Consider the following 21,354-nt stretch of genomic DNA (forward strand, 5'->3'; position numbering starts at 1 on the left):
CATCTTTCCCGTCGCCTGAATTAGGCTGCCCCGAGGTCTGGGGCGGGTTTCCGTTGTCGGGGAACTTCAGTCCTATATAGTCGCCTTGTTTTCATAAGGAAAGAGGCGATGCGCAGGTTCTTGCTGGCAATTGCAACCGTGATTTCCGGGCTGGCGTCGCAGCCCGGTCACGCCGACAGCGACCGGTCGCGGGAGGTCGCGGGCGAATTCGATTACTACGTCCTCAGCCTCAGCTGGTCACCGAACTGGTGCGCCATCGAAGGCGATGCCAGGGGATCGGATCAATGCGATAGCCGCCATGATCACGGCTGGACCCTGCATGGGCTGTGGCCGCAGTATCACCGGGGCTGGCCGGATTTCTGCAACACCGCCGAGGCCCCGCCAAGCCGCCGCCAGACCGCCGAGATGGCCGATATCATGGGGTCTCCGGGCCTTGCCTGGCATCAATGGAAGAAACACGGCAGCTGTTCCGGCCTGTCCCCTGCCCAGTATTTTTCCCTCTCGCGCGAGGCTTATGGACAGATCACCCGTCCGGCCATCTTCCGCAAGCTGGACAAACTGGTGAAACTGCCCGCATCGCTGGTCGAGGAAGCCTTTCTGAAGGAAAATCCACAGCTGAGCCGGGACAGCCTGACCATCACCTGCCGCGATGGTCACATCCAAGAGGCCCGCATCTGCCTGTCGCGCAGCCTTGATCCGGTGCCCTGCGGCCGGGACGTGATCCGCGACTGCACTCTGAAGGATGCACTATTTGCCCCGGTGCGCTGAACCTAATGGAGGCCTGGCTTCCTCCTCCATCTCCCCAAACTCCCCCTGCCCCACTGCCCGACAGGCGGCTTGACCGCGAAAAGAGGAGGCAGGCGCCACTGGGCAGCTTTCCCTCACGCGACATTGATTGGCTTGTGCAGCGCATTTTGGCCGATTTTGTGCTAGTATTGTTCCACGTGCCGCGCACGGCCCTGCCTAAACGGCACTTCCATTTAAATCCGCGAGGAGGAAGAGGAGGAACAAGCGCATGGCAAAGACAATCGGTAATCCGCTCAGTTGGCTCTTGCAGGGGGCAGAAACCACCGGACAGCATTTCGGCAAGACGGTGGGAGAAATGGGCAGCAGCGACGTCACGGAGCTGCCTCAGGCGCGCAGGCTTTCGATGGACGACCTCATCCATTCACTGGCCGCAGGTCTTGAAGATTTTGCCGCCTGCCGCAGCGATGCGATGTTCCTGGTGCTGTTCTACCCGGTGATTGGCATCGCATTGATCGTGATGAGCCTGTCGATGAATCTGCTGCCGCTGATCGTGCCAATGATCATGGGGTTTGCAATCCTCGGGCCCATTGCCGCGGTCGGGCTGTATGAAATGTCCTCGCGCCGCGAAGCCGGGTTTAAGCCGCGCTGGATGGATGCCTTTGGTGTTATCCGCTCGCCTGCCTTCGGCGCCATTCTGGTGCTGGGCTTTTATCTGGCAGCACTGTTCATCATCTGGTTGGTCGCGGCGGACATGATCTATATCCGCACCCTGGGACCAGAGCCGCCGACCTCGATGCTCGGCTTCGCCACCGCTGTAGTGACCACCCGCGAAGGCTGGATCATGGCAATTGCAGGCGGCGCGTTAGGGGCCGTCTTTGCCTTTGCCGCGCTGGCGATGAGCCTGGTCTCTTTCCCGCTGCTGCTGGACCGCCACGTGGGCCTGCCGGTGGCGGTGGCCACCTCGATCAAGGTGCTGCGCAAGAACCCGGTGATCTGCATTACCTGGGGCGTGATCGTCGGTAGCATGCTGGTAATCGGTGCGATCCCGTTCCTGGTCGGGTTGATCATCGTGGTGCCGGTGCTGGGGCACGCTACCTGGCATCTGTACCGGCGCGCGGTGAAATAAAGCGAAGCACACAGAAAAAGGGCCGACGCAACTGTCGGCCCTTCTTGCGTGCAGGTAAGTGGCCTTAGCCCACCTTCAGAACGATCTTGCCAATATGGCCGGAACTTTCCATCCGCGCGTGTGCGGCTGCCGCCTCCTCCAGCGCAAATTCGCTGTCCATCACCGGCGCCATCTTGCCTGCCTCGACCAGCGGCCAGACCGCCTCGGCCAGATCCTGCGCAATGCGGGCCTTGGCCAGATCGCTCTGCGGGCGCAGGGTCGAGCCCGTCACCGTCAGGCGGCGCGCCATGATCTGGGCAAAGTTCAGCTCGGCCTTAGGGCCTGAAAGAAAGGCGATATGTACCAGACGGCCATCATCGGCCAGCGCCCGGATATTGCGGGGAATATAGTCGCCGCCCACCATGTCGAGGATGAGATCGGCGCCGCCCTCAGCGCGAAGAACTTTCACAAAATCCTCGTCGCGGTAATTGATCGCACGCTCGGCCCCCAGATCGAGACAGGCCTGACATTTGGCATCGGACCCGGCAGTGGTGAACACCCGCGCGCCCAAGGCCGAGGCCAGCTGAATCGCTGTCGTTCCGATCCCGGATGAGCCGCCGTGCACCAGAAAACGTTCGCCCGCCTTTAGCCCTCCCCGGGTAAAGACGTTTGACCAGACCGTGAAACAGGTTTCCGGCAGGCAGGCCGCGCGTTTCAGCGACATGCCCTTGGGGATTGGCAGACAATGGGCGGCCGGTGTGACCACGTATTCGGCATAGCCGCCGCCGGGCAGCAGGCCACAGACCTTGTCCCCCACCGCGTATTCGGTGACGCCCGCACCGATGGCGACCACCTCGCCCGAAGCCTCGAGCCCCGGCAGATCGCTGGCACCGGCAGGCGGATCATAAGCCCCCGCCCGCTGCAGCGCGTCCGGCCGATTGACGCCCGCATAGGCTACCTTCAGCAGCAGCTGGCCATGGCCCGGCTGCGGAACGGGCCGGTCTGTCAGCGTCAGAACCTCGGGGCCTCCGGGTTGCGAGATTTCAATCGCGCGCATCGTTTCCGGCAATGTCTCCGTCATGCAAAGATCCTTTCCCTTGCGTGGTGCGTTTTACGCTTTGAATAACACCTTGGGTGCGGGGCACAAACCCCGGCAGGAGGCTTGCATTGCGCCCGGATGTACTGAAACGGCGAATGGACGTGGCGTTTGATCAGCGGCCAGTCCTACGGCCTGGCAGATCCGTGGGCGTCGACGGGCGCCGGATCTGATCCGCCAGCCAGGACGGGCCGGCCAGAAGGGGCTTCAGCAAAGGGTTCTTCTGCACATCGGCCTTCAGCTTTTCGAACTGCATCACGTTGTCGATGCGCCGATCCAGAAAGTCCCATGTGGCCTGATGGCCCGGGCTGTCGTCCCCCAGCCAGAACAAAACGGTCGAGGAGTAAACCCCGGACAACGTGGCCCGTTTGCTGTACCAGTTGATGTCCTCGGAGGTATCGCCCAGCGCGGTCCAGATCGCATCCACCGTGCCCCAGATCGCCTTGGCCCCGTCGGCGGCATAGACCGGCAGCGAGAACAGCGTCACGCCCCGGCGCACCGCTTCCTTGTCGTCAGAGGCTTCAAGGCGGAACCGGACGGCGGCGGCGATCTTGTCCCGGAACCGCAGCCCCGTCAGATCCGCCGTCTTTAGCCGTTCCAGCATCTGCGCATCGCCGCGCCGGTGATAGGCCAGCGCCAGATCCACCGCCCCACGCGGGCACAGGGCGCGTGCCAGAACCGGGTCCATGCCGCAATCCTCGACTGCAGCAGCAAAGGTGGCTTCGGTCCAGCCGTCAAAGGCGACATGAATGAGCGCCGCATCCAGAAGCGCGTCGATCGATCCGGTGTCGGCGGCCGGTTGCTCTGTGGCTGTTTGCTCAGTCATGATGCATCTCCTCGTCAACAAATGCGCCTTTAAGGGCCTGCGTCGCTGCGCGATCTGCCCTTTTGCTCAGTACTAGACAAGTTAGACCGGCTTTGCTATACGGCCACCTCCTGCAAATCCTTGCAACCCAACTTAGAAAGGTGGTGAAAACCACATGCAGGTTAGTGTTCGTGACAACAATGTCGATCAGGCGCTCCGTGCCCTGAAGAAAAAGCTGCAGCGCGAAGGCGTGTTCCGCGAAATGAAGCTCAAGCAACATTTCGAGAAACCCTCCGAGAAAAAAGCGCGCGAGAAAGCTGAAGCGATTCGTCGTGCCCGTAAACTGGCACGTAAGAAAGCACAGCGCGAAGGTCTCCTCTAAGATCTTCCTCCGGTTTTTTCTGGACGCTTTTGACGACCCCCGTGGCCCGCCCCGGGGGTTTGTCGTTTCTAAGATACATATTTTACGGCGGAATATCGGTTCTGCGGCTAAATAGTTAAACTTATAAGTGTATTCAGAGTCCATCCTTGCTATCAATAGTAGCAGGGCACCGAAACCTCACGTTTCCCAAGGCGGACGGCCCTGTTGCCGAAGTTGGAACGGTCGGCATTTCCCGGAGGAGGCACATCGCTCCCCCCCAAACCTGGCGATAGCCTTGCTCCCTGCACCAAGGCGTCTGCCCCTCCGGGTGACTTCCTCTTGAGCCCCTTATTGGTCTGATCTGCGCGTGCCTCCCGGCGCTCTCCGCACTTACCGGCTCCTCTCCCCTTCGGCCCAGGTCACCGGCATTTCAAGCGGACCGCGGAAAGCCCATCCGCCGAACCGTGCCTCCCCCGCAAGGGATAGATCCGGTAGCCGCTCAAACAGCATCGGTAGCGCCGCTTCGGCGATCAGCGCCCTTGATATCCAGGCCCCGGCGCAAAAATGTGGACCGGCGCCAAATGAAATGGCCGCGCTGATATCCTGATGGATGTCAAAGGCATCGGGGCGCGCAAACACCTGCTCGTCCCGGTTCCCAGAACCGAACATCAGAAACACACGGTCCTCAGGCTTCAGCGCCACCTCGTGCAGCACATAAGGCTGCGCCACCCGGCGCGGTGACATTCCGATGGGGGACATCCAGCGGGCATATTCCTCGAACGCCTGCAGCCAGCTGGCACGGCCGACGCGGACATCTTCCAGTTGCTCCGGATGGCGCAGCAAGGCCCAGACGGTCCCGGCGATCGCATCGCGTGGCTCGTTCTGCCCGCCCGAGATCGCCAGCTTGATATTGGCCCTGATCTGATCCTCCGGCAGGCCCGCAGCCTGCTGAACCCGCAACAGGGAATAGTCATCCGCGCCAGAAGCACTCTGCCACATCTCGGTAATGTGCTGGTCGATCAGCCGGGTGCTGTCATTGCAGCGCGCCTCAACCTCCGGATCACCTGCATAATTGGCACAGCCATCGATCATGCCCTGGCTCACCGCGTCCATCTCTTCGGCGCCCATGCGGGTCAGGCCGGTGACTGCCTTCAGCGCCTCTGCCGAGACCGGCATGGCGAAGTCACGCACCAGATCGCACGCCCCCCGGGGCGCCAGGTCGTCAAGGATCCGCGCCGTCGCGGAACGGAACTGTGCCAGCCAATGATGTTTCACCGTCTTGGGAGAGACCGCCGGAAAGATCGCCTTGCGCTCTCCCATATGGGCGGCGCCGTCCTTGCGCATCATGTTCTGCCCCATCAGCTGGGTCATCAGCCCCTCAGGCTGGTCCGAGGAAAACACCTCGATCCGCTTTTCCTCCCGGAAAATATCGTCACGGCGGGTGATCAGAACCGCGTCCAGCTGCGGCACATAGACCACCGGCGCCTCGGCGCGCATACGGGCCAGATCCGGATAGGGATCCTGCCAGAACGCCTGCGGATCGATGTCATAAACTGGCCTTTCCATCGCAGCCCCTCCCCCCGATTGTCAGCTTCAGGGAAGACTGCGCGGCAACTGTTGTCTTGTCAACTCGCCTGACCTAAGCTGCCTGGATGAGCGATTTACCCGACGATCTGTTCCTGATCCTGCCGGATGGCAGTGAGGACAGCCCCGCCGCGCCGACACTGGACTACAGCCGCAACCCGGTGGTCACGGTGACATTCGCAGGCAACCGGCTGACCCGGAACGCTGCGCGCGCCTACCAAAAGGAATTCGGAATCGGTGTCATGGACTGGCGCATGCTGGTCATGCTGACGCGCGATCCGGGCTGTTCCGTCGGTCAGGCTGCGAACCTCACCGGTATCGACAAGGCCGCCGTCAGCCGCGCACTGCAGCGCATGGAAAAGGCCGGTCTCGTCCGGGCCGAGGTACGGGGCGGAGATGAGCGGCGCAAATCCTGGTTCCTAACCGAGGCGGGGCATGCCCTGCACGCCCAGATGTTGCCGCGCGCGCTGGAGCGGCAGCGCGACCTGCTCAAAGGCTTCTCCCCCGAGGAGCTCACCGCCTTCACCGGGTATCTGCAACGGTTTCTCGACAATATGGCGGATCAGGCGGACACGCCCGAATAAAGATCACAACGGCCTTGAGGCAGGCAGCCTGAAACAGGCGCACGCCGCGCCCCGGCGCGGCGCCGCGCCCAACGGCGGCAGCACAGTCCGCAGGCTGTGCCGGAACCGGCGGGAGGGCCACCCCCATCCGTCTTTGCACAGAGGTCGCTCAGTAGATCTTTGGCACGTACAGCTCGTCCGGCAGAACCCTGCGTTCATAGTCGGGATTATATTCCCGGTCCGGCAAGGACACCTTCTCCTGCGGCACCTCTTCATAGGGCACTTTGGTCAGCAGGTGCTCGATGCAGTTCAGACGCTCGCGCTTCTTGTCGTTGCCCTCGACGATATACCAGGGCGCTTCGGGGATATTGGTGCGCTCGAACATATCCTCCTTGGCCTTGGTGTATTGCTCCCAGCGGATACGGCTTTCCAGATCCATCGGCGACAGCTTCCACTGCTTCATCGGATCATGGATCCGCATCATGAACCGCAGCTGCTGTTCCTCATCCGTAATCGAGAACCAGTATTTCAGCAGGATGATCCCCGACCGCACCAGCATCCGTTCAAATTCCGGAACGTCCTGAAAGAACTGTTCGACCTGATCCTCACTGGCAAAGCCCATCACCCGTTCAACCCCGGCGCGGTTGTACCAGGACCGGTCAAACAGCACGATTTCCCCCGCAGCCGGCAGATGCGGCACGTAGCGCTGAAAATACCATTGGCTCTGCTCACGGCGCGACGGTGCGGGCAGAGCCACGACGCGGGCAACACGCGGGTTCAGACGCTGGGTGATCCGCTTGATCACACCGCCCTTGCCAGCGCTGTCGCGCCCTTCGAACAGGATGCATACCTTGGCGCCGCTGTGCTGCACCCAATCCTGAAGCCGGATCAATTCCGCCTGCAGGCGCAACAGATTTCTGAAGTAGACCTTGCGATCCAGCATTTCGGGATGCTGCGAGCGGTAGATCTTGCGCAGCTCCATCGACAGCATTGGCTCGGCAAATTCAATCTCGAAGTCCTCGTCCAGCGTGTCCTGAAGCTCGGCATCCAGCCAGTCAAATGAATCAGGGGTTGTATCGCTGGTCACGGCGCGGCTCCTTGTTGTTACTCGTCTGTTTCGGCCGCTCTAACGCACGGATGTGATTGTTTGATGTCACAGCAGCACCCGCTGCCCGAATGGCCTGAAAAAGGCAGTTCCGATCCGGCCTGACCGGAACTGTCACAAAGGGCGTTAATTCGCCCGGGTCAAAGGCAAACGAAAATCCCGACCGGGTGCAAGCGCAAAAGCACCGGCTTCCGGCTTTCTGCCGAATTCAGCCGCGCGCAGCTGCAAGGATCATGTCAGATGCCTTTTCCGCGATCATGATTGTCGGCGCATTGGTGTTGCCGCTGGTGATCGTGGGCATCACGCTGGCATCCACCACCCGCAGCCCCGATACTCCGCGCAAGCGCAATTCGGGGTCCAGCGGCGCGCGTTCGTCGCTGCCCATATACACGGTGCAGGTGGGGTGGAAGATCGTGGTGCCGATATCCCCGGCCGCCTGCATCAGATCGGCCTCGCTATCAGATGCGATCCCCGGCTTGATCTCCTCGGGGCTGTAGGCCTGCATCTTGGCCTGCCCCATGATCGCCCGCGCCTGCCGGATCGCCGCCACGGCCACCTGACGGTCGCCTTCTGTAGACAGGTAGTTCGGCTGGATACTCGGCGCGGCCATTGGATCGGCCGAGGCGATCTCGACCCGGCCCCGGCTTTCGGGGCGCAGGTTGCAAACGCTGGCAGTCAGCCCCGGGAAATCATGCAGAGGCTTGCCGAACGCCTCCAGCGTCAGCGGCTGCACGTGATACTCCAGATCGGGCGTTTCCAGATCCCGGCGCGAGCGGGAGAAGGCGCCCAGCTGGCTTGGCGCCATCGACATCGGACCAGAGCGCTTCAGCGCGTATTCCAGACCGATTTTGGCCTTGCCGATCACGGAGTTCGCCAGCGTGTTGAGCGTATGCGCCCCCTCCAGCCGCCAGGCGCAGCGCAGTTGCAAATGGTCCTGCAGATTTGCACCGACCTGCGGTATGTCCCGCAGAACCTCGATCCCGTGCTGCTGCAGCAAGGCGCCCGGCCCCAGCCCGGACAGCTGCAGGATCTGTGGGCTGTTGATCGCACCTGCCGACAGGATCACCTCGGCGGCGGCATGGGCGACATGCACCTCGCCGCCCTTTTGATACTCGACGCCCGTCGCGCGGCCCTCTTCGATCAGGATCCGGCGGGTATGGGCCTGGGTTTCCACCTTCAGCCCCTGCCCTGTCGCCGTACGCAGGAATGCCTTGGCGGTGTTCATCCGCCAGCCCGCACGCTGATTGACCCGGAAATAGCCGACGCCTTCGTTGTTGCCGGTGTTGAAATCCGTGACTTTGGGCAGGCCCCAGGCCGCGGCGGCCTCCATCCAGTCATCCAGCACATCCCAATGCAACCGCTGGTTCTCGACCCGCCATTCGCCGCCCGCGCCATGCATCTCGGATGGGCCTTCGACGTAATCTTCGGATTTCTTGAAATAGGGTAGCACATCGTCCCAGCCCCAGCCCGCGAGGCCGCGCTGGCGCCAACCATCATAATCCGCTGCCTGCCCACGCAGATACAGCATGCCGTTGATGGACGAGCAGCCTCCCAGCACCTTGCCGCGCGGATAGATCAGCGCCCGACCATTCAGCCCCGGGTCGGCCTCTGTGCGATACATCCAGTCGGTGCGCGGGTTGTTGATGCAGTAGAGATATCCCATCGGGATATGCACCCAGTGATAATTGTCACGGCCGCCCGCCTCCAGCAGCAGCACCTGCTTGCCCGCCTCGCTCAGCCGCTTGGCCAGAACACAGCCGGCACTCCCGGCGCCCACGATGATGTAGTCGAACTGCATGATCTGCTCCCCCGTCTTTCCCTCGTCCTCCTGTTGAACCAGAAGCAGGACCGAAATGTAAGACAAATAAGTCCTCTATGCGCCGATCTGCATTCACAGCACACAACTGTCCGGCCAAACCAGCCAAGCAAGAGGCCCTCCCGCGCCCGCGGGGGCCCCGACTGCGTCCGCACCCCTTGGCAGCCTTGGGCGCGGCAGCGCGCCCAAGGCTGCCACGCCCAACGGGAGGCGGTCTTTTTCAAAAGACCGCCGACGGGCGGGAGCGCTACGAAGAGAAAGCTCAGACGGGCAGCGCCGTTGTCTTGAACACCGTGCGCAGAGCGAAACTCGATTGCATCTGCGCCACCCCCGGAAGCCGTGTCAGATGCTGGCGATGGATGCGGGCAAAATCATCGGTATTTTCGGCCACGACCTTCAGGATGTAATCCGCCGATCCCGCCATCAGGTGGCACTCCAGCACATCCGGGATCCGCGCCACCGCACGTTCAAAAGCATCCAACAGCTCGTCCGCCTGCCCCTGCAGGGTGATCTCCACGAAGACGGTTGTCGGAACGCTCAGCTTGCGGGCGTCCAGCAGGGCGACGTAGTCCTTGATATAGCCCTCAGCCTCCAGCCGCTGCACCCGGCGATGGCAGGCAGATGCGGAAAGGTTCACCCGCTCACTCAGATCCGCGTTGGAAATACGGCCCTGCCGTTGGAGGACCTCCAGAATACGACGATCCGTCGAATCAAGAGACATAATTGCGTAGTACCTTGCTCATATTCCGCATCTATTCGAATTATCTTCGATCCGCATCTTTTTATTTCGCCCAAAAAAGCAGCACATTTCCCAGCAGCGGATCTAGGGTTTTAGTATAGCAGGGAGGAAGCTACATGAAAATCGGATGCCCGACTGAAATCAAACCGCAGGAATTTCGCGTCGGCATGACCCCCGACGCGGCCCACGAAGCCATCGCACATGGCCATGACGTTTTCATCCAGACCGGCGCCGGGGCCGGTGCCGGATACACCGATGCCGACTATGCCGCCGCCGGTGCGACGCTGCTGGAGACGGCCGAAGAAATTTTTGCTACCGCAGACATGATCGTCAAGGTCAAGGAACCGCAAGCCGGTGAGCGCAAGATGCTGCGCGAAGGGCAGTTGCTGTTCACCTACCTGCACCTGGCCCCCGATCCCGAACAGACCCGCGACCTCCTTGCCTCAGGCTGCACCGCGATTGCTTATGAAACCGTCACCGACAGCTTTGGTGGCCTGCCGCTGCTGGCGCCGATGTCCGAAGTGGCCGGGCGGCTGGCACCGCAGGTCGGTGCATGGACCCTGCAAAAAGCAAATGGCGGCCGCGGCGTCCTGATGGGCGGCGTACCCGGCGTCCCTCCGGCAAAGGTGGTGGTGATCGGCGGCGGTGTGGTCGGCACCCATGCGGCCCGCATCGCCTCGGGCATGGGCGGCGATGTCACCGTTCTGGACCGCTCCCTGCATCGCCTGAAATACCTCGATGATGTATTTGGCCGAGACTTCCGCACCCGCTATTCCACCGCTGCCGCCACCGCCGAACTGGTCCGCGAGGCCGATCTGGTTGTTGGCGCAGTGCTGGTGCCCGGTGCAGCGGCACCGAAACTGGTCTCCCGCGCGCAACTCAGCGAGATGAAGCCGGGGGCTGTCCTGGTCGATGTCGCGATCGATCAGGGGGGCTGTTTCGAAACTTCGAAAGCCACCACCCACGCCGACCCGATCTACGAGGTCGATGGCGTGATGCATTACTGCGTAGCGAACATGCCAGGCGCCGTTGCCCGCACCTCGACCCAGGCTCTGGGCAATGCAACCCTCCCCTTCCTGCTGGCATTGGCGGACAAAGGCTGGAAACAGGCCTGCGCCGATGATCCGCATCTTCTGAACGGGCTGAACGTCCATGCGGGCCAGCTGACCTACTATGCCGTCGGCAAGGCGCTGGGGATCGATGTCGTTTCCCCAGCACTGGCGATCAAATCCTGAGTTCCGGTCCGCGAACCTGACTGATCATTACGGATTACCCTGCCACATCCTCCCCGCCAGCGCCTGCGCACTGGCGGGGATTTTTATCTTCCCCTATTCCGCCACCACCAGCCAGGCGACCCTGTGCCGGGTTGCTAAATGCAAACGTGGCCAAGAAATTCCCTGTCAATTCAAACAATCTTGATAGTAACAATAAGGCTGAGTCGGAGAATCCGATGTCGACCAAAGCAGGTCCGCGCCGGATGACAGGATTGAAAGAGGATCTATTGGTATGGAAGAGATGATTGAACAGGCTGGAGCCCTCTGGCCGCTGGCACTGAGCGCTGCCAAGGCGCTTGTTGTTCTTATCCTTGGCTGGGTGGCAGCGGGAATGATCAGCAACATTGTGCGCCGCCGCATCAACAAGACACCTCAGATCGATCCGACGCTAGGCAATTTTGCCGCCAGCATGATCCGTTGGGCGCTGCTGGCTGTGGTGCTGGTTGCGGTTCTCGGGATCTTCGGCATCGAAGCCACCAGTCTTGTCGCCATGCTGGGCGCTGCTACGCTGGCCATCGGTCTGGCCCTACAAGGCACGCTGAGCGATCTGGCAGCCGGTTTCATGCTGATCCTGTTCCGTCCTTACAAGCTGGGTCAATACGTCGACATCGGCGGCACCGCCGGGACGGTAAAGGATCTGAACCTTTTTGTGACCGAACTGGCCACTGCGGACAACGTGCAGATCATCATCCCTAATGGTCAAGCCTGGGGATCGATCATCACCAACTTCTCGGCCCATGACACCCGTCGGGTAGATCTGGTCTTTGGCATCGATTATGGCGACAGCGCCGACAAGGCCAAGGCAATCATCCTGCGACAGGCTGCCGCCGATGCACGGGTCATGACCGATCCCGAACCCTGGGTTCGCGTGACCAACCTTGGTGACAGCTCGGTCGATTTGACCGCGCGCCTGTGGTGCAAGGCATCGGATTACTGGGAGCTGAAATTCGCCATGACCCAGGCGGTAAAGGAAGCCTTTGACGCCGAAGGCATTTCGATCCCCTACCCGCACAGCGTGGAAATCCAGAAAACGGAGGGGTAAGCCTCCCGCCCGTTATCGGGTCTTGCGACCCTCTGCCCGTTGGGCCTGGCGCCCCGCCTTTGGCGGGGCGTTGTTGTTTCCAGGCCCCCTGTGCGCCCAATCGCAGACGCCGATGAAGGCAGCCGCGCCGCAGATCAGCTGCCGGACCCCCGGACCATCACGACGGTGGGATCGCCCCGATATACCGCCGCCTCTTCGCGCATCTCGTAGCCCAGTTTCCGGGCAACGTTCTGTGACACCAGATGTTCCGGGTCGAACAGGCAGACCGTTTCCGACCAGTCCATGCAGCGATCCGCCCAGTCATGGATAGAGCGCACCGCCTCGGTCGCGATGCCGCGGCCATGGGCATGGGCTGCCAGCACCCAGCCGGCCTCGGGCACACCGTTCAGCGGCGGAACGATGCCGCGCTTGAAGTCGGAAAACCCGACCTCTCCCAGGAACCGGCCATCGGTGCGATCCGTGACCGCCCAATAGCCAAAACCCATCGCCTGCCAGTGCCCCATGTTCCGCAAGAGCCGCGCCCACGAGGCTTCTGGGTCAGAGGGAACGCCGCCGATGTATTTCACCACCTCGGGATCACCCCAAAGCGCGGCCACATCGGGGAAATCCTCAGTCCGGTGCGGACGCAGGATTAGCCGGTCGGTTTCAAGGATGACCTCGCTCACCCGGGCAGCTTGCCCGTCAGCACATAGGTCAGGATTTCCACCACCTGCCGCGGCTCTTCAGCCACCGCCAGCGCGGCGGCGTGCACTTCTTTCAGCGCGTGCTGATGGTCCGGCTGGCTCAGCACGATGATCGATTTGCCCAGCGCCGCCGCATAGCCTGCGTCAAAGGCGGCATTCCACTGCTTGTACTTGTCGCCAAAGCGCACGACGACCACATCGGCATCCTCGATCCCCTTGCGGGTACGGATCGCGTTGACCATGGCCCCTTTGTGATCGTGCCAGTATTTGTTCTCTTCGGCGCCCAAAATGGCCACACCGCAATCATCGCTGGCCCCGTGGTCAGTGACCGGGCTGTTGAAAGCCACGTCCAGATCCGCCGCGCCAGTCACGATCTGCTCGCGCCAGTCCGTGTGGATTTCACCCGAAAGATATACGTTCAAAGTCATCGCACCCTCCATTCGCTGTTCCGCCATGCTTAGACCGGATCGCCCGAACGGACCAGCCCTGCCCCCGACAGATCACTTGCGGCGCGCAACCAGAAACCGGTTGGGCGGATCGGCCGGGTAGTTTCCGGTCTCGATGATCTCGAAACCCGCAGCCTCCAGCCGGGCCTGCCAATCGGCGACCGACAGGAAATGCACCACCGAGGGCGGCGCCTTGCCGACAAGCCGCATCACCGGAATCGCAACCCGCATCATCAGGCGCTGCAGCGCGCTTTTGCTATCGGCCAGGCAGGGCGTTTTCGAGATGAAGGTGCCACCAGGGCGAATGGTCCGGTAGATATGCGCCAAGGCGCCATCCAGATCGCCGATCAGGTGGAACAGGTTGAATGCCATCACCGCATCAAAGGGTCCCTCGGGCGCATTTGCGATGTCAGAAACGACGAACCGCAGATTGGTGACACCTTCCTCATCCTTCTTGCGCTGCGCGATGGCGATCATTGAAGGCGCCAGATCGGTGGCAGTATAACAGGCGACCGCCTTCCTGAGGCGCAGCGCGGTGGTTCCGGTGCCGCAGCCCAGTTCCAGAACCCGGTCGCCCGGATTCAGATAGGCCTGAGTGCGTTCCAACGTATAGTCATAAGCGGCCGGATCCCGGATCTGACTGCGGGCATATTTTTCGGCAATTCCGTCCCAGAACTGAATTGAGGTCTGCATGGTTTTGTCTCCTTTACGAGGAAACTACGAGAAAGCCACACATGCAGGAATTGCCGAAATATGCAGGCACGATATACGGTAATGTATGACCAGCACCCCAAACACCTTCGACTGGAACCACATCCGCGCCTTTCTCGCCACCGCCGAGACGGGCTCTCTCTCTGCGGCGGCCCGGCGTCTGAACCTGACACAACCCACGCTGAGCCGTCAGGTAGCTGCGCTGGAAGAAAGCCTTGGACTGATGCTGTTCGAGCGGATCGGCAAATCTCTGCAGCTGACGCAAGCCGGGGTCGAACTGCTGGAACATACCCGCCCCATGGGTCTGGCAGCGGACCGGATCGCCCTTGCGGCGCTGGGACAATCGGAATCCATCACCGGCACCGTCCGGATTACCGCCAGCGATGTTTATTCTGCTTACCTGCTGCCGGATGTGCTGCGGCGGTTGCGCCAGTTGGCGCCGGATCTGCACATCGACATCATCGCCTCCAACGACATCCGCGATCTGATGCGCCGCGAGGCGGATATCGCCATCCGCCACGTGCGCCCCGAGCAGCCCGAACTGATCGCCCGTCTTATCCACGAGGAAACCGCCCGCTTTTATGCCGCTCCGCAATATCTGGCAAAGGCCGGGCGGCCCGAAGACGTCCGAGATCTGAGCAGCCATGACTTCATCAGCTTCGGCGATGCAGAAGGGATGGTCGGTCATCTCACGCCCTTGGGGTTTCCCCTGACAAAGCGCAATTTTAGATATGAATCGCAAAGCGGGCTGGTCGCGTGGGAACTGGTCAAACGGGGGTTCGGCATCGCCCCCATGTCAGATCGCATCGCCCGGCAAACACCCGAGGTCGAGCGGCTCCTGCCGCAGATGGAGCCGATCCGGTTCCCCGTCTGGCTGACCACCCACCGGGAGCTGCACACCAGCCGCAAGATCCGCCTGGTATTCGATCTGCTGGCAGAGCACTTTTTTAAAAAAAATAAGGCCGCGCCCGGATCGGGCACGGCCTGAAATTCCAACCATTCCGCTCAGAAGATCAGCCCCGCAGAATGCCTCCGGTGGCCTTGCTCACCTTGGCGATGATCTTCTCGCTCACCGCTTCGATGTCTTTTTCCTTCAGCGTCTTGTCGGTCGGCTGCAGGCGCACGGTGATGGCCAGGGATTTTTTGCCCTCACCCAGGCTGCCGCCGATGAATTCGTCAAAGACGCGCACGTCCTCGATCAGCGCCTTGTCGGCACCAGCAGCGGCATTGACCAGGGTCAGCGCCTCGACACTCTCATCCACCACAAAGGCAAAGTCACGCTCGACCGCCTGCAGGTCGCTGATGTCCAGCGCCGCGCGGGTGGCACCGGATTTACGCGGCAGCGGCACCTCGTCCGGCCAGATGGTAAAGGCCACGGCAGGCCCTTTGACGCCCATTTCGCTCAGCGCCTTGGGGTGCAACTCACCAAAGACGCCCAGCACCTTTTTCGGGCCGAGGCAGATCTTACCGTGACGGCCCGGATGCCACCAGGCATCGCCGCCACGCAGCACCTGCACCTTGGCCGGTGCGCCGATGGCAGCCAGAACCGCCTCAACATCGGCCTTTGCATCAAAAGTATCGACCGGGCGCGCCGCGCCATGCACATCCTTGGGACCAGTGCGGCCAACCAACAAACCCGAGATCTGTTCGCGCTGCTCGCCCGGCTCGCCGCCGTGGAACACAGGACCCGCCTCGAACAGGGCTAGATCCATGAAGCCCCGCGCCTGATTGCGCGCGGCGGCCTGCATCAGACCGGCCAGCAGATCCGGACGCATATGGGACATTTCGGAGGAAATCGGATTGGCCAGCATGGTGGCATCGCTGCCGCCGCCAAACAGCGTCGCAGAGGCCTTGTCGATGAAGGTGTAGCTGACGATTTCATTGTAACCGAGGCTGGCCGCCGTGCGGCGTGCCATCTGCTGTCGGCGCTGCTGCGGCGTCATCACCGGCTTGGGGATACCCGGCGTCAGGCGCGCCAGCGGCTTGCCCTGCAGCTTGGTCAGCGAAGCGATACGCGCGACCTCTTCCACCAGATCGGCTTCACCCTGCACGTCGGGGCGCCAGCTTGGCACATGGGCCAGGTTGCCCTCCAGCCGGAAGCCAAGGCGGGTCAGGGTCTGACGCTGATCGCTTTCGGGGATATCCATACCGACCAGCGACTGCACCCGCTCCGGATCCAGCTTGTAGGCGCGCGAATGATCCGGCACATCGCCTGCGATCACAACTTCGGACGGCTCGCCGCCACACAAATCAAGGATCATCTGAGTGGCACGGTGCAGCCCTTCGAGGGTGAATTCCGGGTCAACGCCACGCTCAAAGCGATAGCGCGCGTCCGAATTGATCTTGAGCGCGCGGCCCGTGGTCGCGATCTGCACGTGATCCCAGAAGGCACTTTCGAGGAAGACATCAACCGTCTCGTCGGTACAGCCGGTCTCCTCACCGCCCATGATACCGGCGATGCTTTCGGGGCCATTTTCATCGGAAATCACCATCTGGCCTGCGCCAAGGGTGTATTCCTTTTCATCCAGCGCCAGCAGCGTCTCGCCACCTTTGGCACGATGCACCCGCAGATCGCCCTGCACCTTCGCGACGTCAAAAACGTGCAGCGGACGGTTCTGATCGAAGGTGAAGAAGTTGGTGATATCCACCAGCGCCGAAATCGGGCGCAGACCGATGGCTGTCAGCCGGTCCTGCAGCCATTGCGGGCTGGGGCCGTTCTTGACGCCCTTGATCACCCGGCCGGTGAACAGCGGGCAGCCATCCAGCGTGTCCTCGTCGATGGTCACTTTGACCGGGCTTTCGAAGTCACCCGGGACCGCCTCGTAGTCGTGGGTTTTCAGCGTGCCGATCCCGCGCGCCGCCAGATCGCGGGCAATGCCAAAGATACCCAGCGCATCGGGGCGGTTCGGAGTAATGGCGATCTCGATCACCGGATCAACCTTGGCCGGATCGTTCTCTGCCAGCCAGTCAATGAAGCGGTCGCCGACCGCGCCCGAAGGCAGCTCGATGATGCCGTCGTGCTCATCGGACAGTTCCAGCTCCCGCTCGGAGGCCATCATGCCGAAGGATTCGACACCGCGGATCTTGCCGACGCCGATGGTGATATCCAGACCCGGCACATACATGCCCGGTTTGCAGACCACCACGGTGATGCCCTCCCGAGCATTGGGCGCGCCGCAGACGATCTGCATCTCACCTTCGTCGGTGTCCACCTTGCAGACACGCAGTTTATCCGCATCAGGATGCTTCTCCGCGTGTTTGACATAGCCCAGGGTAAAATCCTTGAGCCGGTCGGCGGGGTTCGAGACCTCTTCGACTTCCAGTCCCAGGTCGGTCAGGGCCTCGGTGATCTCCGCAACGGAGGCATCGGTATCAAGGTGGTCTTTCAGCCAGGAGAGAGTGAATTTCATATCTCAGCGCCCTTTTGGCAAATCGGTTGACTGGCGGCCCGGCACTCCATTTCTGGCAGCGCGCCCGGCCCGGGGTGGGTGCGGAACGCGCCCGCCCATGGGGCGGGTCGGGCGCGTCGCAGGGCTAGGGCCCTGCGGTTCAAGCGTTATCGGCTCAACCCGCCATGCAGTGTTGGAACGTCCAGGCAGCTGAAGCCATAATGGCGCAGCCAGCGCAGATCGCTGTCAAAGAAGGCACGCAGATCGGGGATGCCGTATTTCAGCATCGCCAGACGGTCGATACCGATGCCAAAGGCAAAGCCCTGGTAGACCTCGGGGTCAATGCCACCGGCGGCGATCACCTTGGGGTGGACCATGCCGGAACCAAGGATCTCCATCCAGTCGTCGCCCTCGCCGATCTTCAGCTGACCGTTGTCCCAGGAGCAGCGGATATCCACCTCGGCCGAAGGCTCGGTGAAGGGGAAGTGGGAGGCGCGGAAGCGCAGCTCCACATCGTCCACCTCGAAGAAGGATTTGACGAATTCCTCCAGCACCCACTTGAGGTTCGCCATCGAGATGTCCTTGTCGAGCGCCAGGCCTTCGACCTGGTGGAACATCGGGGTGTGGGTCTGATCGTAGTCGGCACGGTAAACACCGCCCGGGCAGATGACGCGCAGCGGGGCGCCCATCTTCTCCATCGACTGGATCTGTACCGGCGAGGTGTGGGTGCGCAGCACATGCGGCGGGCGGTCGTCGCCTTCGGCCCGGTGCATGTAGAAAGTATCCATCTCGGCGCGGGCGGGGTGGTGGCCCGGAATGTTCAGCGCATCGAAGTTGTACCAGTCGGTTTCAACACGCGAGCCTTCGGCGACCGAGAAGCCAAGTTCGGCAAAGATCGCGGTCAGCTCTTCGCTGGCCTGGCTGATCGGGTGCAGGCTGCCGCGGCGCTGCGGGCGCGTGGGCAGCGTGACGTCCAGCCATTCCGTGCGCAGACGCTCGTCCAGCGCCGCATCGGCCAGCGCGGCCTTCTTGGCGGCCAGGGCAGAGTTGATTTCATCCTTGAGTGCGTTCAGCGCCGGACCCACGGTCTGGCGCTCCTCGGGCGTCATCTTGCCCAATTCCCGCATCTTCAGGGCCACCTCGCCCTTTTTCCCGACGGCGGCGAGGCGGATCGCCTCCAGCGCGTCCTCGTCGTGGGCATCGGCGATCTGCCCCAGATATTTTGCCTTAAGATCGTCCATGACGGTCCCCTGAATTTTGCTTGGCTCGTGCTACCACAGCAGCCGCTGAAAGCAAGGCCCGACGGACCAGCCTCCCCCAGCTTAGGGATCCGTTTACCTGGCCAAAGCGCAAAAAAAGCCGCCCCTGAGGGGCGGCTTTCTTAAATCTCAGCGTGGAACGCTTCAGGCTGCCAGTGCGGACTGTGCCTGCTTGACGATCGCACCGAAGGCTTCGGGCTCGTGCACGGCCAGATCCGCCAGGACCTTACGGTCGACTTCGATACCGGCCAGGTTCAGACCGTTGATGAAGCGCGAGTATGTCAGCGATTCGTCGTGGCTGCGGACGGCAGCGTTGATACGCTGGATCCACAGGGCGCGGAAGTTACGCTTGCGCGCCTTACGGTCACGGGTTGCGTACTGGTTTGCCTTGTCGACGGCCTGACGGGCGACCTTGAAGGTATTCTTGCGGCGGCCATAGTAACCTTTGGCTGCCTTGATGACCTTCTTGTGACGGGCGTGAGTTGTGGTACCACCTTTAACGCGGGACATGTGTCAAATCTCCTCTTAGCGGTCGTAGGGCATGAAGCCCTTGACGATCTTGGCGTCGGGGGCGGACAGGGTCGTGGTGCCGCGGGCATCACGGATGAATTTCTTGTGACGTTTGATCATGCCGTGGCGCTTGCCGGCCTGACCTGCCAACACCTTACCGGTGGCGGTCACCTTGAAGCGCTTTTTGGCGCTCGATTTCGTCTTCATTTTGGGCATTTCCGTCTCCTTCAATGCGAGTTCGGTAGATACGCGACTCGGCATGCCACTCTGGCCGGCCACGTGAACAGGGCCGCCATGTACGAAAACGGGATCACAAGGGCAAGCGGTTTCTTCTAAAAAACCTGGCCAATCACGTTGAAAAACGCATCTGGCACATCGCGCAGACGATAACCGCCCGGCTGCGTCAGAAATGCATAGGCGATCAGGCCCGCACTGCCCAGAAGCAGGAAGACAGAGACCTGTGGCCGCCGCTTGTCGCTATAGGCCGACAACATGGACGGTATCGCCAGCCATGCAAGCAGAAGGCCAAGCACCAGAAACAGGTCACTGTTCATGCAACATCCCTCCAACCGCAGCCCGACGCCGGGCTGGAGGAAAGCTTATTCCGGGTCGGTGCTGTAAATCAAACGTTCATCACAGGGGGCGACGCGGAGGATGTTGGTGGTGCCGGGCACGTTGAACGGCACGCCTGCGGTCACGACGATCTGATCTGTCTCGGAGGCGAACCCGCCGGCGCGGGCGGCGCGGGCGGCGTTGACCACCGCCCCCTTGAACCGGTCCTGTCCGCTGGTCACCACGCAGTGGCAGCCCCAGCTGAGCGCCAGACGCCGGGCGGTGCCTTCCAGCGGGGTCAACGCGATGATCGGAACACCGGGACGTTCCCGCGCGGTCAGCAGCGCAGTTGTGCCGCTCTGTGTGAAGCAGCAGATCGCCTTGATATCCGTCTTCTCGGCAATTTCGCGGGCGGCAGCAACGATGGCATCCGCAATCGTGTTGCCCTTGGAGGAGCGTGAAGAGGCGATGATCTGCGCATAGGTGGGGTCGGTCTCCACCTCGGCGGCGACGTTGTCCATGGTTCGCACCGCTTCGACCGGATACTGCCCGGCAGCGGATTCAGCGCTCAGCATGATGGCATCGGTGCCCTCATAGATCGCGGTCGCCACATCCGAGACCTCGGCGCGCGTGGGCATCGGGCTTTCGATCATGCTTTCCAGCATCTGGGTGGCGACGATCACCGGCTTGGCCGCCGCGCGGCATTTGCGCACCAGCCGTTTCTGGATCGGCGGAACAGCAGACACCGGCAGTTCGACGCCCAGATCGCCGCGCGCCACCATGATCCCGTCCGAGGCATCGAGGATTTCCTCGAACTGCTCCACGGCGGAAGGTTTCTCGATCTTGGACAGCACCGCAGCGCGGCCATCGACCAGGCCTTTGGCCTCAAACACATCCTTGGCCCTCTGCACGAAGGACAGTGCGATCCAGTCCACACCCAGGGTGCAGGCAAACTCCAGATCATCACGGTCCTTGTCCGACAGAGCCGCCAGGGGCAGAACCACATCGGGCACGTTCACGCCCTTGCGGTTGGAGATGGTGCCGCCGGTCACGACGCTGCAATCGGCAAAATCGGCGCCGCAGCGCTCCACCCGGAGGCGGATCTTGCCATCATTCACCAGCAGATGCGCGCCGGGCTCCAGCGCCTGAAAAATCTCGGGATGCGGCAGGCAGACCCGCGTGGCATCACCATCGGTGGGATCCAGATCCAGCCGGAAAGACGCGCCCTCTTCCAGTTCCTCGGAACCATTCGCAAAGACGCCCACGCGCAACTTGGGACCCTGAAGGTCGGCCAGAATACCGATCGAGCTGTCCAGATCCTTTTCCACCTTGCGGATGATCTCGTGCTTTTGGGTGATCTCTGCATGGGTCCCGTGCGACATGTTCAGGCGGAACACGTCGGCGCCGGCCTCGTGCAGGGCGCGGATCGTTTCATAGGTTTCGGACGCCGGTCCCAGGGTGGCAACAATCTTCACACTGCGGGAACGTTTCATGGGGTGGGTCCTTCTGGTGTCAGCTCAGCAATAGGCGGTGTTACCGCAAACATATCTTGCGGTGCTTATCGCGC

Annotated in this window: 22 protein-coding genes; 7 read left to right on the forward strand and 15 right to left on the reverse strand. The window is 61.9% G+C overall.

What is annotated here, in order from left to right:
• Positions 1 to 108 precede the first annotated feature (108 nt).
• Positions 109 to 768 carry a ribonuclease T2 family protein gene (locus tag JL2886_RS06730; RefSeq protein ID WP_065271307.1) on the forward strand — a complete coding sequence of 220 codons (660 nt, stop codon included), beginning with the start codon at positions 109 to 111 and terminating at the stop codon, positions 766 to 768.
• Positions 769 to 1,015: 247 nt separating this feature from the next.
• A complete protein-coding gene (locus tag JL2886_RS06735) occupies positions 1,016 to 1,873 on the forward strand; it encodes a DUF2189 domain-containing protein (RefSeq protein ID WP_065271308.1) in 858 nt (285 codons plus the stop codon).
• 64 nt (positions 1,874 to 1,937) lie between these two features.
• Here the strand turns inward: JL2886_RS06735 and JL2886_RS06740 are convergent, their stop codons facing one another.
• Positions 1,938 to 2,921 carry an NAD(P)H-quinone oxidoreductase gene (locus JL2886_RS06740; protein WP_065273574.1) on the reverse strand — a complete coding sequence of 328 codons (984 nt, stop codon included), beginning with the start codon at positions 2,919 to 2,921 and terminating at the stop codon, positions 1,938 to 1,940.
• A gap of 142 nt (positions 2,922 to 3,063) precedes the next feature.
• Positions 3,064 to 3,774: a COQ9 family protein gene (locus JL2886_RS06745; RefSeq protein WP_065271309.1), complete on the reverse strand. Its 711-nt coding sequence runs from the start codon at positions 3,772 to 3,774 to the stop codon at positions 3,064 to 3,066.
• Between the two features lie 154 nt (positions 3,775 to 3,928).
• Here JL2886_RS06745 and rpsU point away from each other — a divergent pair, with 154 nt between their 5' ends.
• A complete protein-coding gene (gene rpsU, locus JL2886_RS19195; protein ID WP_005614280.1) occupies positions 3,929 to 4,135 on the forward strand; it encodes a 30S ribosomal protein S21 in 207 nt (68 codons plus the stop codon).
• Positions 4,136 to 4,504: 369 nt separating this feature from the next.
• Here the strand turns inward: rpsU and JL2886_RS06755 are convergent, their stop codons facing one another.
• Positions 4,505 to 5,680: a cytochrome P450 gene (locus tag JL2886_RS06755; protein ID WP_065271311.1), complete on the reverse strand. Its 1,176-nt coding sequence runs from the start codon at positions 5,678 to 5,680 to the stop codon at positions 4,505 to 4,507.
• An 86-nt stretch (positions 5,681 to 5,766) separates the two neighbouring features.
• On the opposite strand from JL2886_RS06755, the gene JL2886_RS06760 reads away from it, so the two are divergent.
• Positions 5,767 to 6,282: a MarR family winged helix-turn-helix transcriptional regulator gene (locus JL2886_RS06760; RefSeq protein ID WP_065271312.1), complete on the forward strand. Its 516-nt coding sequence runs from the start codon at positions 5,767 to 5,769 to the stop codon at positions 6,280 to 6,282.
• Positions 6,283 to 6,430: 148 nt separating this feature from the next.
• Here the strand turns inward: JL2886_RS06760 and ppk2 are convergent, their stop codons facing one another.
• From ppk2 to JL2886_RS06775, 3 genes are all read right to left on the reverse strand, one after another.
• Positions 6,431 to 7,348: a polyphosphate kinase 2 gene (ppk2, locus tag JL2886_RS06765; protein WP_065271313.1), complete on the reverse strand. Its 918-nt coding sequence runs from the start codon at positions 7,346 to 7,348 to the stop codon at positions 6,431 to 6,433.
• A gap of 226 nt (positions 7,349 to 7,574) precedes the next feature.
• The gene (locus tag JL2886_RS06770) at positions 7,575 to 9,164 is read right to left on the reverse strand and encodes a GMC family oxidoreductase (protein WP_065273575.1); all 1,590 of its coding nucleotides are present in this window, start codon (positions 9,162 to 9,164) and stop codon (positions 7,575 to 7,577) included.
• 280 nt (positions 9,165 to 9,444) lie between these two features.
• Positions 9,445 to 9,903, reverse strand: coding sequence for an Lrp/AsnC family transcriptional regulator (locus tag JL2886_RS06775; protein WP_065271314.1), 459 nt, complete (start codon positions 9,901 to 9,903; stop codon positions 9,445 to 9,447).
• A gap of 134 nt (positions 9,904 to 10,037) precedes the next feature.
• On the opposite strand from JL2886_RS06775, the gene ald reads away from it, so the two are divergent.
• Both ald and JL2886_RS06785 read left to right on the forward strand, forming a co-directional pair.
• A complete protein-coding gene (gene ald, locus JL2886_RS06780; protein ID WP_065271315.1) occupies positions 10,038 to 11,156 on the forward strand; it encodes an alanine dehydrogenase in 1,119 nt (372 codons plus the stop codon).
• 271 nt (positions 11,157 to 11,427) lie between these two features.
• Positions 11,428 to 12,237 carry a mechanosensitive ion channel family protein gene (locus JL2886_RS06785; RefSeq protein ID WP_065271316.1) on the forward strand — a complete coding sequence of 270 codons (810 nt, stop codon included), beginning with the start codon at positions 11,428 to 11,430 and terminating at the stop codon, positions 12,235 to 12,237.
• A gap of 134 nt (positions 12,238 to 12,371) precedes the next feature.
• Here JL2886_RS06785 and JL2886_RS06790 read toward each other — a convergent pair whose 3' ends face one another.
• The 3 genes from JL2886_RS06790 to JL2886_RS06800 form a co-directional block, all read right to left on the reverse strand.
• The gene (locus tag JL2886_RS06790; RefSeq protein ID WP_065271317.1) at positions 12,372 to 12,902 is read right to left on the reverse strand and encodes a GNAT family N-acetyltransferase; all 531 of its coding nucleotides are present in this window, start codon (positions 12,900 to 12,902) and stop codon (positions 12,372 to 12,374) included.
• The gene (locus JL2886_RS06795; RefSeq protein ID WP_065273576.1) at positions 12,899 to 13,348 is read right to left on the reverse strand and encodes a YtoQ family protein; all 450 of its coding nucleotides are present in this window, start codon (positions 13,346 to 13,348) and stop codon (positions 12,899 to 12,901) included. Before JL2886_RS06795 ends, JL2886_RS06790 begins: the two co-directional genes overlap by 4 nt.
• A 72-nt stretch (positions 13,349 to 13,420) precedes the next feature.
• Positions 13,421 to 14,059: a class I SAM-dependent methyltransferase gene (locus tag JL2886_RS06800; RefSeq protein WP_065271318.1), complete on the reverse strand. Its 639-nt coding sequence runs from the start codon at positions 14,057 to 14,059 to the stop codon at positions 13,421 to 13,423.
• 85 nt (positions 14,060 to 14,144) lie between these two features.
• On the opposite strand from JL2886_RS06800, the gene JL2886_RS06805 reads away from it, so the two are divergent.
• On the forward strand, positions 14,145 to 15,065 hold the full coding sequence (locus JL2886_RS06805) for a LysR family transcriptional regulator (protein WP_065271319.1): 921 nt from the start codon (positions 14,145 to 14,147) through the stop codon (positions 15,063 to 15,065).
• A 25-nt stretch (positions 15,066 to 15,090) separates the two neighbouring features.
• Here JL2886_RS06805 and pheT read toward each other — a convergent pair whose 3' ends face one another.
• The 6 genes from pheT to pyk form a co-directional block, all read right to left on the reverse strand.
• Positions 15,091 to 17,487: a phenylalanine--tRNA ligase subunit beta gene (pheT, locus tag JL2886_RS06810; protein ID WP_065271320.1), complete on the reverse strand. Its 2,397-nt coding sequence runs from the start codon at positions 17,485 to 17,487 to the stop codon at positions 15,091 to 15,093.
• Between the two features lie 146 nt (positions 17,488 to 17,633).
• Positions 17,634 to 18,707 (reverse strand): phenylalanine--tRNA ligase subunit alpha, encoded by a 1,074-nt coding sequence (gene pheS, locus JL2886_RS06815; protein ID WP_065271321.1) that lies wholly within the window; start codon positions 18,705 to 18,707, stop codon positions 17,634 to 17,636.
• 162 nt (positions 18,708 to 18,869) lie between these two features.
• Entirely contained in the window at positions 18,870 to 19,235 is a 366-nt protein-coding gene (gene rplT, locus JL2886_RS06820) for a 50S ribosomal protein L20 (protein ID WP_065271322.1), read from the reverse strand.
• A gap of 15 nt (positions 19,236 to 19,250) precedes the next feature.
• Complete coding sequence (rpmI, locus tag JL2886_RS06825) at positions 19,251 to 19,451, reverse strand: 50S ribosomal protein L35 (RefSeq protein WP_008560811.1); 201 nt, start codon at positions 19,449 to 19,451, stop codon at positions 19,251 to 19,253.
• Positions 19,452 to 19,567: 116 nt separating this feature from the next.
• Positions 19,568 to 19,789: a hypothetical protein gene (locus tag JL2886_RS06830; RefSeq protein WP_065271323.1), complete on the reverse strand. Its 222-nt coding sequence runs from the start codon at positions 19,787 to 19,789 to the stop codon at positions 19,568 to 19,570.
• Between the two features lie 45 nt (positions 19,790 to 19,834).
• The gene (gene pyk / locus JL2886_RS06835) at positions 19,835 to 21,280 is read right to left on the reverse strand and encodes a pyruvate kinase (protein WP_065271324.1); all 1,446 of its coding nucleotides are present in this window, start codon (positions 21,278 to 21,280) and stop codon (positions 19,835 to 19,837) included.
• Between the last annotated feature and the right edge of the window lie 74 nt (positions 21,281 to 21,354).

Origin of the sequence: Phaeobacter gallaeciensis, from assembly GCF_001678945.1 — a bacterium.
GTDB lineage: Bacteria > Pseudomonadota > Alphaproteobacteria > Rhodobacterales > Rhodobacteraceae > Phycobacter > Phycobacter gallaeciensis_A.

Coding starts and splice junctions, on each gene's coding strand:
- JL2886_RS06795 (WP_065273576.1), bottom strand. CDS start 13,348: ATGACTTTGAACGTATATCTTTCGGGTGAAATCCACACGGACTGGCGC.
- JL2886_RS06805 (WP_065271319.1), top strand. CDS start 14,145: ATGACCAGCACCCCAAACACCTTCGACTGGAACCACATCCGCGCCTTT.
- JL2886_RS06785 (WP_065271316.1), top strand. CDS start 11,428: ATGGAAGAGATGATTGAACAGGCTGGAGCCCTCTGGCCGCTGGCACTG.
- JL2886_RS06755 (WP_065271311.1), bottom strand. CDS start 5,680: ATGGAAAGGCCAGTTTATGACATCGATCCGCAGGCGTTCTGGCAGGAT.
- JL2886_RS06830 (WP_065271323.1), bottom strand. CDS start 19,789: ATGAACAGTGACCTGTTTCTGGTGCTTGGCCTTCTGCTTGCATGGCTG.
- rpsU (WP_005614280.1), top strand. CDS start 3,929: ATGCAGGTTAGTGTTCGTGACAACAATGTCGATCAGGCGCTCCGTGCC.
- JL2886_RS06760 (WP_065271312.1), top strand. CDS start 5,767: ATGAGCGATTTACCCGACGATCTGTTCCTGATCCTGCCGGATGGCAGT.
- pheS (WP_065271321.1), bottom strand. CDS start 18,707: ATGGACGATCTTAAGGCAAAATATCTGGGGCAGATCGCCGATGCCCAC.
- rplT (WP_065271322.1), bottom strand. CDS start 19,235: ATGTCCCGCGTTAAAGGTGGTACCACAACTCACGCCCGTCACAAGAAG.
- JL2886_RS06775 (WP_065271314.1), bottom strand. CDS start 9,903: ATGTCTCTTGATTCGACGGATCGTCGTATTCTGGAGGTCCTCCAACGG.
- JL2886_RS06745 (WP_065271309.1), bottom strand. CDS start 3,774: ATGACTGAGCAAACAGCCACAGAGCAACCGGCCGCCGACACCGGATCG.
- pheT (WP_065271320.1), bottom strand. CDS start 17,487: ATGAAATTCACTCTCTCCTGGCTGAAAGACCACCTTGATACCGATGCC.
- pyk (WP_065271324.1), bottom strand. CDS start 21,280: ATGAAACGTTCCCGCAGTGTGAAGATTGTTGCCACCCTGGGACCGGCG.
- JL2886_RS06800 (WP_065271318.1), bottom strand. CDS start 14,059: ATGCAGACCTCAATTCAGTTCTGGGACGGAATTGCCGAAAAATATGCC.
- rpmI (WP_008560811.1), bottom strand. CDS start 19,451: ATGCCCAAAATGAAGACGAAATCGAGCGCCAAAAAGCGCTTCAAGGTG.
- JL2886_RS06730 (WP_065271307.1), top strand. CDS start 109: ATGCGCAGGTTCTTGCTGGCAATTGCAACCGTGATTTCCGGGCTGGCG.
- JL2886_RS06735 (WP_065271308.1), top strand. CDS start 1,016: ATGGCAAAGACAATCGGTAATCCGCTCAGTTGGCTCTTGCAGGGGGCA.
- ald (WP_065271315.1), top strand. CDS start 10,038: ATGAAAATCGGATGCCCGACTGAAATCAAACCGCAGGAATTTCGCGTC.
- JL2886_RS06770 (WP_065273575.1), bottom strand. CDS start 9,164: ATGCAGTTCGACTACATCATCGTGGGCGCCGGGAGTGCCGGCTGTGTT.